The following is a 15,061-nucleotide window of genomic DNA, read 5'->3' as shown; positions in this document are numbered from 1 at the left end:
GGCACCGAGCTTGACGTGTCAGTGCCCTCGGGCAGACTTGGCCGGGAATAACACAGAGGATCACTGGCCGCGGGGGCCACACCAGTAGCTTTCGCCCACGCGCGGCGCACGCCGATGGGGGACGCACAAAGATGAGCCAGGACGGCGCACACGGCCGGTACGCAGGGCGTTCGGTCGCCGGCGGGCGCTACCAGCTGCGTGACTTGCTCGGCGAGGGCGGTATGGCCTCGGTGCATCTCGCGTACGACTCCGTGCTCGACCGGCAAGTGGCGATCAAGACATTGCACACCGACCTCGGTCGTGAGCAGGCCTTCCGTGAGCGCTTCCGCCGCGAGGCCCAGTCGGTGGCCAAGCTCGCCCACACGAACATCGTCTCGGTCTTCGACACCGGCGAGGACGATCTGGACGGGGTGACGACTCCGTACATCGTCATGGAGTACGTCGAGGGCCACCCGCTCGGTTCGGTCCTCGACCAGGACATCGCGCACTACGGGGCGATGCCCGCCGACAAGGCCCTGAAGATCACCGCGGACGTGCTGGCCGCGCTGGAGATCAGCCACGAGATGGGCCTGGTCCACCGGGACATCAAGCCGGGCAACGTGATGATGACGAAGCGGAACGTCGTCAAGGTGATGGACTTCGGCATCGCCCGCGCCATGCAGTCCGGGGTCACGTCGATGACGCAGACCGGCATGGTCGTCGGCACGCCGCAGTACCTCTCCCCGGAGCAGGCCCTCGGCCGGGGCGTGGACGCCCGCTCCGACCTGTACTCCGTCGGCATCATGCTGTTCCAACTGGTCACCGGACGGCTGCCGTTCGAGGCGGACTCGCCGCTGGCCATAGCGTATGCGCACGTCCAGGAGGAGCCCGTCACGGCCTCCTCGGTCAACCGCTCGCTGCCGCCGGCCGTGGACGCGCTGATCGCCCGCGCGCTGAAGAAGAACCCGAACGAGCGTTTTGTGAACGCCGAGTCGATGCGCGACGAGTGCCTGCGGGTGGCCCAGTCCTTCCAGGCCGCACCGCCGAGCATCGTGCCCGGGGTGCAGACGTCCAGCGGCGCCGGCGTGGGTTCCGCGGTGTTCCCGCCGGTCGACCAGACGGCCCGGCCGCCGATGGGGAACGTACAGACGCCGTACCAGCCGGGCCCGTACGGCCCGCCGACCCCGGCGCCCACCCCCGCCCCTGCCCCGTCGTACGGCTATCCGCAGCAGGGCGGCTATCCGACGCCGGCCCAGACGGCCGCGTACTCCCCGCAGCAGGGCCTGGCGACCCCGCCGCCGTACAACATCTCGCCGCAGCCCACGGCCCCGGCCGCCGGCGGTGGCGGTGGCCGCAAGAGCAACCTGCCGGTGATCATCGGCTCGATCGTCGTCGCGCTCGCCGCCGTCGGCGGGCTGATCGCCGCGCTGACCCTGGGTGGCGGAGACGACGACGGGGGCGGCACCGCGGGCGCCGGCGGGTCGGCGTCCGCGTCGGCGCCCGTGTCCAAGGCTGCCGGGTACAAGGGCCCTGACACGACGAAGAAGATCGAGAAGACCGAGTGCACGGAGCCCGACGAGTCGTACAACGACCCCGAAAAGATCAAGGTGCCGAACTTCAGGTTCAAGAACATCGACTCCGTAGTGGCGTGCTTCCAGGCGGCGGGCTGGCAGTACGACCGCAAGTCGGTGGACGAGAACGTCTACGGGGAGGGCATGGTCATGAACCAGATCCCCGAGGCGGACTCGGACGTCGACCCCAAGGACATGCCCAAGATCGAGCTCTACATCTCGACCGGCAACCCCTCCTGAACCGCACGCCCCACCCGCACCGGCCGCTTTGATCACTCGCTCGGACACGCGAAAGGGCCCGGCATTCCTGCCGGGCCCTTTTCGTCTGTGTGCTGTCCGGATGGACCTACAGATACGGATCTACACGTACGGATCTACAGGTACGGACCGCCCGACCGGCCGCCCGCACGCGGGTCGATCTCGTCGTCCTCGCCGCCGCCGACGCCCGGCGGGAGCGCGCGACGCATCTGTTCCAGCTGCGCCCTGGCCGCCATCTGCTGGGCGAACAGGGTGGTCTGGATCCCGTGGAAAAGGCCCTCCAGCCAGCCCACCAGCTGCGCCTGCGCGATGCGCAGTTCCGCATCGGAGGGAATCGCCTCGTCCGTGAACGGCAGGGAGAGCCGCTCCAGCTCATCTACGAGGTCGGGGGCGAGACCGTCCTCCAGCTCCTTCACCGAGCTGGCGTGGATCTCCTTGAGCCGTACCCGGCTCGCCTCGTCCAGGGGAGCCGCACGCACCTCCTCCAGCAGCTGCTTGATCATGCTCCCGATGCGCATGACCTTGGCGGGCTGCTCCACCATCTCCGTCACCGGGACCTCACGGGAGTCCTCGTCTCCTCCGCCACCGAGAGCCATCCCATCCTGGCCAACAACCAGGATCTGAGGGTTCTCCGGCGACCTTTCGCTCCTCGGCATCTCCATGCCGCCATTCTCTCGCACGCGCACATGTCATCACCCTCGTGCCCCCTCCTGAGCGTGATCCACCCTGTACGCACCGGCCCTTCGTGTCAGACGGGCGGCGCCGGCGGTGTCTGCGGCGGTTCCGCGGCCGTCGCCTCCGCGAGCCGCAGCAGCCTCGCCTCGCAGTGGTCGAGCCAGCGGATCTCGGCCTCCGCGCGGAAGACGAGGTGCTCCAGCACCAGCAGCCGCGCCACCTCGTCGGGATGCGCGGGGGCTTCGGAGAGCGCCCGGGCCCGCAGCCGGGTGTACGTGTGCATCGCCTCCGACAGATGCCGCCGCTGGGCCCCGACAACCGCCCGTACGTCGACTCCGGGCGCGCCGACCGCCATCGCCAGCTTGATCACCAGTTCGTCGCGGGGCAGATCCGTCCGCTCCACGGGACGCGCGAACCAGGCCCGCAGCTCGGCCCGGCCGTCGTCCGTCAACGCGTACAGCACGTGTCCCGCCTCGTCCACGCCCTCACGTACGACCAGGCCGTCCCGTTCCAGCCGGCCGAGCGTCGTGTAGACCTGCCCGACGTTCAGGGGCCAGGTGGAGCCGGTGCGCGCCTCGAACTCAGTCCGCAGCCGTGAACCGTAGCGGGGGCCGCGCTCCAGGAGCGCCAGCAGACCGTGGCGTATCGACATAATCGGTATCTCTACCCCGTGGACCTGTGTGCGCCAAGGGTGTCACTGAGAGTGACTCCCTGGTCGGTTGATCCAGAGGCCCGATCCAATGGCTCGATCCGGTGGACCGATCCGGTGGACCGAGATGCCGGTGCGGGTAGCCCGTGTGACGCTGATGCCGTTGATCTCGGCTCCTCCGCACCGGGAGGGGGTCACCGACGTGGCTCCACGGCTCCGCACCCTGCGCACGGCCGGCCTGCTGCTGATCCTGGCGGCGGGCCCCGCCCACACCTCGTACGCCGCCTCGTATGCCACCCCGTACGCCCCTTCGTACGCCGTCGAGCCCGCACCCGCCGAGTCGCGGGCCGGCAGCCGCGCCGGGGAGGGGCGCGAGCGGCCGGGGCGGGAGGCCGCGCAGCCGGAGAACACCGCCGCGACTCACCCGGACAGCCCAGCGAGCCCGGACCGGCCGGAGGCCGATGCCGCCCCCGAGCCGTCCCGGACCACCGCGTCACGGCCCGCCCTCCCGGCCGTAGAGGCAGAGCGGGCCGCCGGCCGCCCGGTCGTGACCTCGGAACCCGTGCTCCGGGTCCTGCCCCTCGGCAGCGGGCTGGTCCTCATCGGCCTGGGCCTGGGACTCGCGTTCCTCGCACTGCGCGTACGGCGGAGCTGAGGCAGAGCCCTACAGGAGCGCCGTGTGGGAGCGCCTGTCAGGAGCGCCCTACGGGAGCGTGAGCAGCACCTTCCCGATGTTTGCGCTCTCCTCCAGCACCTGGTGCGCGGCGGCCGCCTCGCTCATCGGCAGCTCGCGGTCGACCACCGGACGTACGTGACCGGCGGCGATCAACGGCCAGACATGCTCCCGTACGGCCGCGACGATCGACGCCTTCTCGCTGACGGGACGGGCCCGCAGGGAGGCCGCGGTGACGGCGGCCCGCTTGCCGAGGAGCGTCGCGATGTTCAGCTCGCCCTTGATGCCGCCCTGCATACCGATGATCGCGAGCCGCCCGTTGACCGCGAGGGCCCGGACGTTGCGGTCCAGGTACTTGGCGCCCATGTTGTCGAGGATGACGTCGGCGCCCGCCCCGTCGGTGGCGGCCTTGATCTCCTCCACGAAGTCCTGCTCGCGGTAGTTGATGAGCACGTCCGCGCCGAGTCCGGCGCAGAACTCCAGCTTCTCCTTGCTGCCCGCGGTGACGGCGACCTGCGCGCCGACGGCCTTGGCCAGCTGGATCGCCATGGTGCCGATGCCGCTGGCTCCGCCGTGCACCAGGAGCGTCTCGCCGGGGCGGAGGTGGGAGATCATGAAGACGTTGGACCAGACCGTGCAGGCCACCTCGGGCAGCGCGGCCGCCCTGTCGAGACCGACGCCCTCGGGCACCGGCAGCAGCTGCCCGGCCGGCACGGCCACCTTCTCGGCGTACCCACCGCCCGCGAGCAGCGCACACACCTCGTCGCCGACGGCCCACCCCGACACACCGGGACCGAGCGCCGCGATCCGCCCGGAGCACTCCAACCCGGGGTACGGGGAGGCGCCGGGCGGCGGGTTGTAGAGGCCCTGCCGCTGGAGCAGGTCGGCGCGGTTCACCGCGCTCGCCGCCACCTCGACCAGCACTTCGCCCTCTCCCGGCACCGGATCCGGGACCTCGTCCCACACCAGCGCCTCGGGCCCACCAGGTTCAGAAATCGTGATCGCACGCATGCGGGCGAGGCTACTCCGGGCGTCCAGAGGGCTTCTGCGTCCAGGGGGTTTCTGATGGATCCCTCGGAGATCCATCACAAACCCCCTAGTCCTGCGGTAGCGGCCGCATGTCCGGCGCGATCTGTGTGTGCGGTGTGACCCGGACGATGGTGATCAGCCGGTCCGTCAACTGCAGCTTCCCGAGGGCCGGATCGTCGTAGCCGAGGACCCGGTGCCCGCGTACGACACTCACCACCAGGTCCTCGATCTCGCGGACGCCCTTGCCCACCTCGGCCTTTATGACGGGGCGTTCGATCATGTCGAGTCCGCTGCCCTGCTGGATGAGGTCCTCCATGACCATGCCCGCGCTGGGGCTGAGCACGGAGAGCCCGAGGAGCCGGCCGGCCGCGCTCGCGCTGGTGATGACGGCGTCGGCGCCGGACTGCTTCAGCAGCGGCGCGTTCTCCTCCTCGCGCACCGCGGCCACGATCTTGGCCCCGCGGTTGAGCTGCCGGGCGGTCAGGGTGACGAGCACGGCGGTGTCGTCGCGCTGGGTCGCGATGATGATCTTCCGCGCCCGCTGCACCTCGGCCCGGAGCAGTACGTCGCTGCGCGTGGCGTCGCCGACCACTCCCGCGTACCCGTCCGCCGTCGCGGTGTCGATCACCTTGGAGCTGGGGTCGACGACGACGACCTGCTCTTTCTTCAGCCCGGCCGCGCACACGGTCTGAATCGCCGAGCGCCCTTTCGTGCCGAATCCGATGACAACGGTGTGGTCCCGCAAAGCCGTCCTCCAGCGGTTCAGTCGCCATTCCTCCCGGGTGCGTTCGGTGAGGACCTCGAGAGTCGTGCCGACCAGGATGATCAGGAAGAGCACGCGCATCGGCGTGATCACGAAGATATTGGTGAACCGGGCGGCGTCGCTGACCGGGGTGATGTCGCCGTAACCGGTGGTGGAGAGGGTGACGGTCGCGTAGTAGAAGGCGTCGAGCAGGTCGACCGACTTGTCGGAGTTGTCGGTGTAGCCGTCACGGTCGAGATAGACGATGAAGGCGGTCCCGACCAGCACCAGCAGCGCGATGACGACCCGTTTGGTGACCTGCCTGAACGGGTGTTCCACCCGTCGGCGGGGCAGTTTCACCCGGTGGGTGACAAGGCGTTCGTCCGCGTGGCGGGCGATCACGTCATGGCCCGGAAGTTTCACGTGAAACACACTCCGATCCCGGCCGTCGCCCAGGGCAGGTCGAGGATCTCCAGTTCCTGGCCCGAACGGGCCCCGCCGGGCGGGACGACCGCGAGAGCGTCGGCCACGGCGATGCCGCGCAGCATGGCCGGTCCGTTGTAGTGCAGCGGCACGGCCTGGTCCTCGCGCAGGACGACGGGAATCAGCCGGGTGTCGTACGGGTGTCCGTGCACGGCGTCCTGGAGGGGCAGCGTGTACGTCTCCGGGGCCGCGCGGCCCGCGAGCGTACGCAGCAGGGGTTCGGCGAGCGTGAGCAGGCCGGAGACGGCGGCGAGGGGGTTGCCTGGCAGGCCGACGAGGTGCTGGTTCTCCTTGGTGCGGGCCAGCAGCATGGGGTGGCCGGGGCGCACCTTGACGCCGTCGACGAGGAGTTGGGCTCCGATGCGGCGCAGGGTGGGGTGGACGTGGTCGACGGGTCCCGCGGCGGTGCCGCCGGTCGTCACGATGAGGTCTGCGTCGGAGCTCTTCAGGGCTTTGTGGAGCGCCTCGGCGTCGTCGCCCAGCCTGCGTACCGCGATGACGTCCGCGCCGAGTGCGCGCAGCCAGGGCGGCAGCAGCGGGCCGAGCGCGTCCCGGATCAGCCCGTCGTGGGGCAGGCCTTCGGTGAGCAACTCGTCGCCCAGGACGAGGACTTCGGCTCGTGGCCGGGGAGCGGCGGAGACGGTGTCGTAACCGGCGGCCGCGGCGAGTCCGAGCACGGGCGGGGTGACCAGGGTGCCGGCCAGCAGCAGGGGGTCGCCCGAGCGGCACTCCTGGCCGCGGGGGCGGATGTCCTGCCCGTGTGCGACCTCCCGGGTGGCGTGGAGCCGGCCCTTCTCGTCGGTGCGGCCGTGCTCGCTGCGGATCACCGCGGTGACGTCCTGCGGAATGCGCGCGCCGGTCGCGATCCGTACCGCCTCGCCGTCGGTGAGCGGCTCCGGCTCGGCGTGACCCGCGAGCACTCCCTCGGCCCGGACGTCCCAGGGGCCGGGCCCGGCGACCGCCCAGCCGTCCATCGCGGACGTGTCGAACGACGGGAGGTCCGTGAGGGCGGTGAGAGGGGCGGCCAGGACGAGACCCAGCGCGGCGTCGAGGGTGACGGAGACGGGGGCGCCCGGCCGGCGGGGGGCCCGCCCGGCGGTGGTGCGGGCCTCGGGCCAAGGGGTGGCGGTGTGGTGGGCGCGTTCGGCCGCTTGGGCCCGGGAGGTGCCCTCGGGGGCGTGCTCGCCGTGCTCGGGTCTCCCGCCCCGCGGCGAGGGCGGGGGTACGGAGGGCGGACCTCCAGCGGCTCCGGAGCCGTCGGACACCTGCCCACCACCTTCCTTCGCCAGGGCGAGGGCCTCCTCGACGTCGAGATCGTCGAGGCCGACGTCCTCGTACTTGCCCCGGGCGGTCACCCGGCGTCCGGGCGGGCATCCGGAGCGGCGGCGGACCCGGCGGCGGGCGGAGCCGTGCTGGTGCCGGTGCCCGGCGGGGCCGCGGTGCCTTCGGCTGTCGTAGCGTCGGCCGTCGTGCCGTCCTCCGCCGCCCAGCGCAGCGCCAGCGCCGTCGCCTTGCGGGCGGCCTCCGCCACCGCCTCGGGTCCTCCCTCTGCCCGCGCCGCCGCGTATCCCACGAGGAACGTGGTCAGCGGCGCCGCGGGACGCGCCACGCCGTGCGCGGCGTCGCGGGCGAGGTCGAGGAGGATGCTGATGTCGACGTCCAGGTCGATGCCCAGTTCGTCCTTGACTGCGGTAATCCATTCATCCAACACGTGCCCATGCTCCCTGATACGTGCCCGGGCGGCGGCGATGTCGTCCCAGGTGTCGCAGTCGAACGACGCGACGGGGTCGGTGATCCGGGCGAGGTCGAGCGCGCCGGTGAGCCGCCGCAGCGGCAGTCCGGTCAGCTTGCCGTGTTCGGCGCGGAGGGCCGCCAGTTCGCGGCGCAGTGCCGGACCGCGGTACGCGGCCACGAGCGGCTGGTCCCGGCCGTCGGCGTCCGTGAGCAGCACGCCCTCGGTGCCCGCCTCCTGAAGGGCGGTCAGCAGCCGCCGTACCGTCCCCTGGTCCAGGAACGGCAGGTCGGCGGAGAGCACCACGACGAACTCGGCGGTGGTGCGCCGCAGTCCGGCGTCGAGGGCGGCCACCGGGCCCGCGCCGGGCGGGTCCTCGCGCGCCCACTCCACCGGGCGCGCGGTGGGCCTCGGCTCCGCCACGACCACCGTGGTGACCGCGCCGGAGCAGGCGGCCAGGACCCGGTCGAGCAGGGCGCGGCCGCCCACCCGTACGCCGGGTTTGTCCGCCCCGCCGAGTCGGCGGGCGGAGCCGCCGGCGAGCACGACGGCGTCATGGCCGACGGTACCGGGTGAGCTGGTGGACTTGTGGGCGGTCACCCTCACGAGTATGGGCGCGCGAAGGATCATTTCCACCCCCGTGCACGGCATGTGGACGGAGGTGGTCACGAGGCCGGACGGGCCCAGGTGGCCACGCGGTGGCTACCGAGCGGCTACAGGGTCCGCAGCAGCACCGCCGGCTGTTCCACGCAGTCCGCGACATACCGGAGGAAACCGCCTGCCGTGCCGCCGTCGCACACCCGGTGGTCGAAGGTGAGCGAGAGCTGCACGACCTGCCGCACGGCCAGCTCGCCCTCGTGCACCCACGGCTTGGGGACGATCCGGCCGACGCCGAGCATGGCTGCCTCGGGATGATTGATGATCGGCGTGGAACCGTCGACGCCGAACACCCCGTAGTTGTTCAGGGTGAAGGTGCCGCCGGTGAGGTCCGCGGGTGTGAGCGTTCCGGTCCTGGCCGCCTCGGTGAGCCGCGCGAACTCCGCGCTCAGCGACTCCGCGTCCCGCGCGTGCGCGCCCTTCACCACCGGCACGACGAGCCCGCGCTCGGTCTGCGCCGCGAACCCGAGGTGCACCTCGTCGAGCCGTACGACCTCGCGGGCGTCCATGTCGACCGTCGAGTTGAGCTCGGGGAAACGGGCCAGCGCGGCTGTGCAGACACGGGCCAGCAGCGCGAGGAGGGAGATCTTCGGGCCGCCGGCCGCGTTCATCGCGGCGCGCGCGTGCATGAGTTCCGTGGCGTCGGCGTCCACCCAGCAGGTCGCGTCGGGTATCTCGCGACGGCTCCGGGAGAGCTTGTCGGCGACGGCACCGCGGATGCCCCGCAGGGGGATGCGGGTGCCGGGGGAGACGGGTGCGCGGGGGGCGGCGGGCATCGGCGCCATGGCCGGCGCGGAAACGGTCGGCGCGGAAGCGGTCGGCGCGGAAGCGGTCGGCGCGGGAGTGGTCGCACCCGGAGCTGCCACCGGTGCTTCCGGTGCCCGCACTGCGAACCCGGCGGACCCGGCGGCCCGCACGGCGTACTCCACATCCGCGCGCGTGATCAGGCCGTCGGGGCCCGACCCCGTCAACTCCCGCAGGTCCAGCCCGTATTCGCGGGCGAGCCTGCGTACCAGCGGAGAGATCACCGGCACGGGGCCGTCGCCACGGCGCCCGGTACCGGACGCGCCTCGCCCGGGTCCCGTGTCCGGCCCGGGGCGACGGGCCGCGGTCCCGGTCCCCGCGACCCCGGTCCCCGCGGTCGCCACGGCCGACGGGCCCGCGCCGCCGGCCACGGTCAGGTCCGCGTTCCGGTCCGCGTTCCGGTCCGCCCCGCCGACGGCACGAGTCGGCCGTACCCTCCTGCGCCGCGCGGGTGCGGCAGCCGTGCCGTACCCCACCAGCACGTTGCCCGACCCCTCGTCTCCCTTGCCGTCCTCCGTCGGCGCCGACACCGGCGCCCCCACCGCGACCGTCAGCAGCGGGGCACCGACGGGCAGTTCCACCCCTTCGTCGCCGTAGCGGGCCGTGACCACGCCGCCGTACGGGCAGGGGACCTCGACCATCGCCTTGGCCGTCTCGACCTCGACGACGGGCTGGTCGACGGCGACGACGTCGCCGACCTGGACCAGCCAGCGGACGATCTCGGCCTCGGTGAGTCCTTCGCCGAGGTCGGGAAGCCTGAATTCGAAGACCTGGGGCATCAGCTCTCCGCCTCCCACTGCAGCCGCGCCACCGCGTCCAGAATCCGGTCGACGCCGGGCAGATGGTGCCGCTCCAGCATCGGCGGCGGATACGGGATGTCGAAGCCGGCCACCCGCAGCACCGGCGCCTCCAGGTGGTGGAAGCACCGCTCGGTGACCCGGGCGGCGATCTCTCCGCCCGGCCCGCCGAAGCTCCCGGACTCGTGCACGACTACGGCCCGCCCGGTCCGCCGTACGGACGCGGAGACCGTCTCGTCGTCGAACGGCACCAGCGAGCGCAGGTCCACGACTTCGAGGTCCCAGCCCTCGGCCCGGGCCGCCTCGGCCGCCTCCAGGCAGACGGGCACCGACGGTCCGTACGTGATGAGCGTGGCGCTCCGGCCCGAGCGCCGCACCAGCGCGCGGCCTATCGGTTCAACGGTCCCCGGCTCGTCGGGGTTCCAGGAGTCCTTCGACCAGTACAGGCGCTTGGGTTCGAGGAAGACGACCGGGTCGTCGGAGGCGATGGCGGCGCGCAGCAGTCCGTAGGCGTCGGCGACCGTCGCGGGCGTGACGACATGGAGCCCCGGAGTGGCCATGTAGTACGCCTCGGAGGAGTCGCTGTGGTGCTCGACGCCGCCGATACCGCCCCCGTAGGGCACGCGGACGGTGATGGGCAGGGGCATAGCCCCGTGCGTGCGGTTGCGCATCCGCGCCACGTGCGAGATCAGCTGCTCGAAGGCGGGGTACGCGAAGGCGTCGAACTGCATCTCCACGACCGGCCGCAGCCCGTACATGGCCATGCCGACGGCCGTCCCCAGGATGCCGGCCTCGGCGAGCGGCGTGTCCGTGACCCGGTCCTCGCCGAACTCCTCGGCGAGCCCGTCGGTGACCCGGAAAACGCCGCCCAGGGTGCCCACGTCCTCACCCATGACGTGCACGGTCGGGTCCTCGGTCATCGCGTCGCGCAGGGCGCGCCCGAGAGCCTGCGCCATGGTGGCCGGTTTCACCGCGACGGTGGTCATCGGGCCGCTCCTTCCGACTCGTGACCCGGCTCGTGACCCGAGCCCTGATGCCCGTGCTCGGCGTCCAGCTCGGCCCGCAACTGTGCCTGCTGCTCCATCAGTTGGGTCGTGGGCCGGGCGTAGACGTGCGCGAAGAGGTCCATGGGGTCCAGGACCGGGTCCTGGTTCATGCGTTCGCGCAGGTCCGCGGCCATCGCGTCGGCATCCTCGCGCGCGGCGCGCATGCCGGCCTCGTCGAGCAGCCCGCGCTCGGTCAGCTCGTGCTCCAGGAGGGCGATCGGGTCGTGTGCACGCCAGGCCTCGACCTCGGCGTCGCCGCGGTAGCGCTTGTCGTCGTCGGCGTTCGTGTGGGCCTCCATGCGGTACGTCACCGCCTCCACGAGCGTCGGGCCGCCTCCCGCGCGCGCGTGGGCGATGGCGTCGCTCAGGACCTCGTGCACCGCGGCCGCGTCGTTTCCGTCCACCAGGCGGCCCGGCATGCCGTAGCCGACGGCCTTGTGGGCCAGCGAGGGGGCCGCGGTCTGCTTGGCGAGCGGGACGGAGATCGCGAAGCCGTTGTTCTGGACGAGGAAGACGACCGGGGCCTGCCAGACGGCGGCGAAGTTCAGCGCCTCGTGGAAGTCGCCCTCACTGGTGCCGCCGTCGCCGACCAGGGCGAGTGCGACCACGTCGTCACCCTTGAGACGGGCGGCGTGCGCGAGACCCACGGCGTGCGGGAGCTGCGTCGCGAGCGGCGTGCACAGGGGCGCGATGCGGTGCTCATGAGGGTCGTATCCGGTGTGCCAGTCGCCGCGCAGGAGGGTAAGAGCCTGTACGGGATCGAGACCGCGGGCCACGGCGGCGAGCGTGTCCCGGTAGCTCGGGAAGAGCCAGTCGCGTTCCTGGAGGACGAGCGCGGCGGCGACCTCGCAGGCCTCCTGGCCGGTGGAGGAGGGGTAGACGGCAAGACGGCCCTGTTTGGTGAGGGCCGTGGCCTGCGCGTTGTAGCGACGGCCGCGCACCAGCTCCGCGTACAGACGGCGCAACAGTCCCGGGTCGACCCGCTCGGCCGCCTCGGTGCCGAGGACGCGGTGGGGCAGCGCGTCGGGCAGCAGCGGCGCGGGGTCGGTGCGGGGCTGCCAGGCGGGCGGCGGCGTTGGCCGGTATGCGCCTCGCTGCTCCATGACCGTCATGTCGGCACCTCCTCGTGGGACGGCTTCGGGAGGCACGCCAAAAGTGATGCGCCTCACCTACCGATTGTTCGGTCGTCGGCACATTTTGGCTACAGGCACCTTCAGGCTGTGGACAAACGGTTCTCCACAGCCTGAGATGGACGCAGTACGTCCATGGTAGGGAAGCGGAGGGACATGCCACCTGAACAAATGGCCGAGGGGCCGGAGACCGGAAGCTCGCTTCCGCCCCCGCGCCCGCTCGACGCCATCGATCAGGACATCCTCCAGATGCTCCAGGCCGACGGACGCGCCTCGATACGGTCCGTGGCCGAGCGCGTCCACGTGTCACGTGCCAACGCCTACGCGCGCATCAACCGCCTCCTGGAGGACGGCGTGATCCGGGGCTTCGGCGCCCGCGTCGACCACGAGCGCGCGGGGCACGGCACCTCGGCGTACGTCACCCTCAAGATCGTGCAGAACTCCTGGCGCACCGTCCGCGAGCAGCTGAGGGCGCTCCCCGGGGCCTCGCACATCGCGCTGGTGGGCGGCGATTTCGACGTCCTGCTGCTGGTGCACACGCCGGACAACAGGGCGCTGCGCGAACTGGTCCTCACCCGCCTCCAGGCCATCCCCGAGGTACTCAGCACGCGGACCCTGCTGGTCTTCGAGGAGGAGGACCTGGAGCCGCAGGGTTAGGGCCCTAAGCGCTCTCGGCCCTCTCAGCCCTCTCAGCCCTCTTTCCGGAGTCCCCCGAAGACCAGCCGCACGACCGCGTCCGCAACCTCGCGCTCGCCCATGCCCCGCCCGTCGGGCCGGTACCACTCGACGAGCGAGTTGATCATTCCGAAGACGAGCCGGGTGGCGAGCCGGAACTCCACATCGCCGCGTACGTCCCCGTCGGCGGCCGCCGCTCTCAGGAGTTCGGCCACCCGGTGGTCGAAGTCGCGGCGCCGCTCCAGGGCCCAGCGTTCGGCGTCGGTGTTGCCGCGCACACGCAGCAGCAGCGTCACGTACGGCAGTTCAGCGGTGAGCACCTCGACCATGCGCCGGGTGACGTACTCAAGCCGCTCCACGGCACGTCCCTCGCGCGCGTGCTCCTCGTCGAGGATCCCGAAGAGGCTGTCGAGCGCTCGTCTGACGGCCCGGCGCAGCAGTTCCTCCTTGCCGGTGACGTGGTGGTATATCGACGACTTGGAGATGCCGGCCGCCTTGGAGAGGTGCTCCATGGACGTGCCGTCGTAGCCGCGCTCGTTGAAGACCCGCACGGCCACGGAGAGCAGCGTCTCCGGGGTGTAGGTGTCGCGCTTGGCGGTGGTCATGGGGTGCCCTCCCGCTTCTCGGAGGCGTACGCGTGGCGGTAGAGGGCGAGGGACGGCGCGTAACGCCCCGAGGGGTCGCGCATGTGCAGGTCGTCCAGGACGTCGTAGGCCCAGCTCCGGCCGAGCCTGCGGCTCCATTCGAAGGGCCCCAGGGGGTAGTTGACGCCCAGCCGCATCGCCGTGTCGATGTCCTCCTCGGTGGCCACCCCCTTGGCGACGGCGTCGTGCGCCAGGTCGACGATGCGGGCCACGGTGCGGGCGACGATCAGGCCGGGTACGTCCCCGATGACGCTGACGTCCTTGCCGAGCGCCTGGAAGAGCCCGGTGGCCTCGGCGAGGGTCTGGGTCTGGGTGTCCTGCGAGTGGGACAGGGCGATACGGGTCGCCCGGCGGTAGTCGAGCGCCAGGTCGAAGTAGACGACGTCCCGGAACTCGACGGCGGTCTGGCCGTCCGCGAGAGCCAGCTGGCCACCGCTCGGCAGCACCAGACGGGTGCCGTGGTCCTCCTCGTCCTCGCGGACCTGGATGCCCGCCTCGCGGATCAGCGCGACCAGCTCGGCGGCGGGTCCCAGATCGCCCTCGACGACGACGTACGCGGGCGGCTGGGCCTTCTCCGCGGTATGCGGCTCGGGGCGCCCGCCCTCACCCTCGGCCCCGTAGTCGTACCAGCCGTGTCCCGTCTTGCGGCCGTGCCGGCCGGACTCGACGAGCCGCCGCTGGGCCAGCGAGGGCGTGAATCGCACATCCTGGAAGAAGGCCTCCCACACGGAGCGCGTGACCGACTCGTTGACGTCCTGGCCGATGAGGTCGGTCAGTTCGAAGGCACCCATCTTGAAGCCGCCCGACTCACGCAGGACGGCGTCGATCGTGGCGGGATCGGCGCCCTGGGCCTCGTGGACCGCGAACGCCTCGGCGTAGAAGGGCCGCGCGATGCGGTTGACGATGAACCCCGGGGTGTCCGCGCAGGCGACCGGGGTCTTCCCCCAGGCGCGGGCCAGCTCGTACGCGCGCGTGGCGTACGTGACGTCGGTCGCGAACCCGGAGACGACCTCCACGAGGGGCATCAGCGGCGCGGGGTTGAAGAAGTGCAGCCCCACGAAGCGGCCCGGGTTGCGCAGGGCGCCGCCGATCGCGGTCACCGACAGGGAGGATGTGTTGGTGGCGAGCAGGCAGTCGTCCCCGACGGTCTCCTCCAGCTCGCGCAACAGCTGCTGTTTGACGTCAAGGCGTTCCAGGACTGCTTCGACGACCAGACCCGAGTCGGCGAGTTCGGAGAGGGTCTCGGCGGGGCGCAGGCGGGCGCGGGCGGCGTCCCGTTCGGCGCCGGTCAGCCGGTCCTTCTCGACGAGCCGGTCGAGGCGGGTACCGATCGCTTCGGCCGCGGCCCGGGCACGGCCGGGCACGGCGTCGTACAGCCGCACGGGGTGGCCCGCGACGAGCGCGACCTGAGCGATGCCCTGGCCCATGGTGCCGGTGCCGATGACCGCCACGGGGCCGGCGAGGTCGAGTGCTGTCATGCTCGCGATCCTCCCGCACGGGGTTTTCCACAGGTTCAG

The 15,061-nt window shown here is 71.9% G+C and carries 14 protein-coding genes; 3 read left to right on the top strand and 11 right to left on the bottom strand.

What is annotated here, in order from left to right:
- Positions 1 to 131: 131 nt before the first annotated feature.
- Positions 132 to 1,790, top strand: coding sequence for a protein kinase (locus tag AB0I18_RS21350; RefSeq protein WP_363107106.1), 1,659 nt, complete (start codon positions 132 to 134; stop codon positions 1,788 to 1,790).
- 134 nt (positions 1,791 to 1,924) lie between these two features.
- Here AB0I18_RS21350 and AB0I18_RS21345 read toward each other — a convergent pair whose 3' ends face one another.
- Both AB0I18_RS21345 and AB0I18_RS21340 read right to left on the bottom strand, forming a co-directional pair.
- Positions 1,925 to 2,470, bottom strand: a complete 546-nt coding sequence (locus tag AB0I18_RS21345) for a bacterial proteasome activator family protein (RefSeq protein ID WP_363107105.1) — start codon at positions 2,468 to 2,470, stop codon at positions 1,925 to 1,927.
- 86 nt (positions 2,471 to 2,556) lie between these two features.
- Entirely contained in the window at positions 2,557 to 3,135 is a 579-nt protein-coding gene (locus AB0I18_RS21340; protein WP_363107104.1) for a PadR family transcriptional regulator, read from the bottom strand.
- Positions 3,136 to 3,265: 130 nt separating this feature from the next.
- Here AB0I18_RS21340 and AB0I18_RS21335 point away from each other — a divergent pair, with 130 nt between their 5' ends.
- Positions 3,266 to 3,787: a hypothetical protein gene (locus tag AB0I18_RS21335; protein WP_363107103.1), complete on the top strand. Its 522-nt coding sequence runs from the start codon at positions 3,266 to 3,268 to the stop codon at positions 3,785 to 3,787.
- Positions 3,788 to 3,835: 48 nt separating this feature from the next.
- Here the strand turns inward: AB0I18_RS21335 and AB0I18_RS21330 are convergent, their stop codons facing one another.
- The 7 genes from AB0I18_RS21330 to pdhA form a co-directional block, all read right to left on the bottom strand.
- Positions 3,836 to 4,816: an NAD(P)H-quinone oxidoreductase gene (locus AB0I18_RS21330; RefSeq protein WP_363107102.1), complete on the bottom strand. Its 981-nt coding sequence runs from the start codon at positions 4,814 to 4,816 to the stop codon at positions 3,836 to 3,838.
- Positions 4,817 to 4,901: 85 nt separating this feature from the next.
- Positions 4,902 to 6,008 carry a potassium channel family protein gene (locus AB0I18_RS21325; protein ID WP_363107101.1) on the bottom strand — a complete coding sequence of 369 codons (1,107 nt, stop codon included), beginning with the start codon at positions 6,006 to 6,008 and terminating at the stop codon, positions 4,902 to 4,904.
- Positions 5,996 to 7,414 carry a molybdopterin molybdotransferase MoeA gene (locus tag AB0I18_RS21320; protein WP_363107100.1) on the bottom strand — a complete coding sequence of 473 codons (1,419 nt, stop codon included), beginning with the start codon at positions 7,412 to 7,414 and terminating at the stop codon, positions 5,996 to 5,998. Before AB0I18_RS21320 ends, AB0I18_RS21325 begins: the two co-directional genes overlap by 13 nt.
- The gene (locus AB0I18_RS21315) at positions 7,411 to 8,391 is read right to left on the bottom strand and encodes an NTP transferase domain-containing protein (RefSeq protein WP_363107099.1); all 981 of its coding nucleotides are present in this window, start codon (positions 8,389 to 8,391) and stop codon (positions 7,411 to 7,413) included. The genes AB0I18_RS21320 and AB0I18_RS21315 overlap by 4 nt, the downstream gene beginning before the upstream one ends.
- A 113-nt stretch (positions 8,392 to 8,504) precedes the next feature.
- Entirely contained in the window at positions 8,505 to 10,031 is a 1,527-nt protein-coding gene (locus AB0I18_RS21310) for a dihydrolipoamide acetyltransferase family protein (RefSeq protein ID WP_363107098.1), read from the bottom strand.
- Positions 10,031 to 11,035, bottom strand: a complete 1,005-nt coding sequence (locus AB0I18_RS21305) for an alpha-ketoacid dehydrogenase subunit beta (RefSeq protein WP_363107097.1) — start codon at positions 11,033 to 11,035, stop codon at positions 10,031 to 10,033. The genes AB0I18_RS21310 and AB0I18_RS21305 overlap by 1 nt, the downstream gene beginning before the upstream one ends.
- On the bottom strand, positions 11,032 to 12,207 hold the full coding sequence (pdhA, locus tag AB0I18_RS21300; RefSeq protein WP_363107096.1) for a pyruvate dehydrogenase (acetyl-transferring) E1 component subunit alpha: 1,176 nt from the start codon (positions 12,205 to 12,207) through the stop codon (positions 11,032 to 11,034). The genes AB0I18_RS21305 and pdhA overlap by 4 nt, the downstream gene beginning before the upstream one ends.
- Positions 12,208 to 12,396: 189 nt before the next feature.
- Between pdhA and AB0I18_RS21295 the strand changes: the two genes are divergently transcribed.
- On the top strand, positions 12,397 to 12,882 hold the full coding sequence (locus tag AB0I18_RS21295; protein ID WP_363107124.1) for an Lrp/AsnC family transcriptional regulator: 486 nt from the start codon (positions 12,397 to 12,399) through the stop codon (positions 12,880 to 12,882).
- A gap of 32 nt (positions 12,883 to 12,914) precedes the next feature.
- Here AB0I18_RS21295 and AB0I18_RS21290 read toward each other — a convergent pair whose 3' ends face one another.
- Positions 12,915 to 13,505: a TetR/AcrR family transcriptional regulator gene (locus tag AB0I18_RS21290; RefSeq protein WP_363107095.1), complete on the bottom strand. Its 591-nt coding sequence runs from the start codon at positions 13,503 to 13,505 to the stop codon at positions 12,915 to 12,917.
- A complete protein-coding gene (locus AB0I18_RS21285) occupies positions 13,502 to 15,022 on the bottom strand; it encodes a 3-hydroxyacyl-CoA dehydrogenase (RefSeq protein ID WP_363107094.1) in 1,521 nt (506 codons plus the stop codon). The genes AB0I18_RS21290 and AB0I18_RS21285 overlap by 4 nt, the downstream gene beginning before the upstream one ends.
- Positions 15,023 to 15,061: the final 39 nt, after the last annotated feature.

Origin of the sequence: Streptomyces sp. NPDC050704, assembly GCF_040654355.1 — a bacterium.
Lineage (GTDB): Bacteria > Actinomycetota > Actinomycetes > Streptomycetales > Streptomycetaceae > Streptomyces.
The sequence above is the reverse complement of the archived record's forward strand: the minus strand, read 5'-3'. Positions and strand labels throughout refer to the sequence as shown.

Bases quoted from the DNA above. Each gene is read 5' to 3' on its own strand.
- AB0I18_RS21310 (WP_363107098.1), bottom strand. From the start codon at position 10,031: ATGCCCCAGGTCTTCGAATTCAGGCTTCCCGACCTCGGCGAAGGACTC.
- AB0I18_RS21345 (WP_363107105.1), bottom strand. From the start codon at position 2,470: ATGGAGATGCCGAGGAGCGAAAGGTCGCCGGAGAACCCTCAGATCCTG.
- AB0I18_RS21305 (WP_363107097.1), bottom strand. From the start codon at position 11,035: ATGACCACCGTCGCGGTGAAACCGGCCACCATGGCGCAGGCTCTCGGG.
- AB0I18_RS21295 (WP_363107124.1), top strand. From the start codon at position 12,397: ATGGCCGAGGGGCCGGAGACCGGAAGCTCGCTTCCGCCCCCGCGCCCG.
- AB0I18_RS21340 (WP_363107104.1), bottom strand. From the start codon at position 3,135: ATGTCGATACGCCACGGTCTGCTGGCGCTCCTGGAGCGCGGCCCCCGC.
- AB0I18_RS21290 (WP_363107095.1), bottom strand. From the start codon at position 13,505: ATGACCACCGCCAAGCGCGACACCTACACCCCGGAGACGCTGCTCTCC.
- AB0I18_RS21330 (WP_363107102.1), bottom strand. From the start codon at position 4,816: ATGCGTGCGATCACGATTTCTGAACCTGGTGGGCCCGAGGCGCTGGTG.
- AB0I18_RS21350 (WP_363107106.1), top strand. From the start codon at position 132: ATGAGCCAGGACGGCGCACACGGCCGGTACGCAGGGCGTTCGGTCGCC.
- AB0I18_RS21285 (WP_363107094.1), bottom strand. From the start codon at position 15,022: ATGACAGCACTCGACCTCGCCGGCCCCGTGGCGGTCATCGGCACCGGC.
- pdhA (WP_363107096.1), bottom strand. From the start codon at position 12,207: ATGACGGTCATGGAGCAGCGAGGCGCATACCGGCCAACGCCGCCGCCC.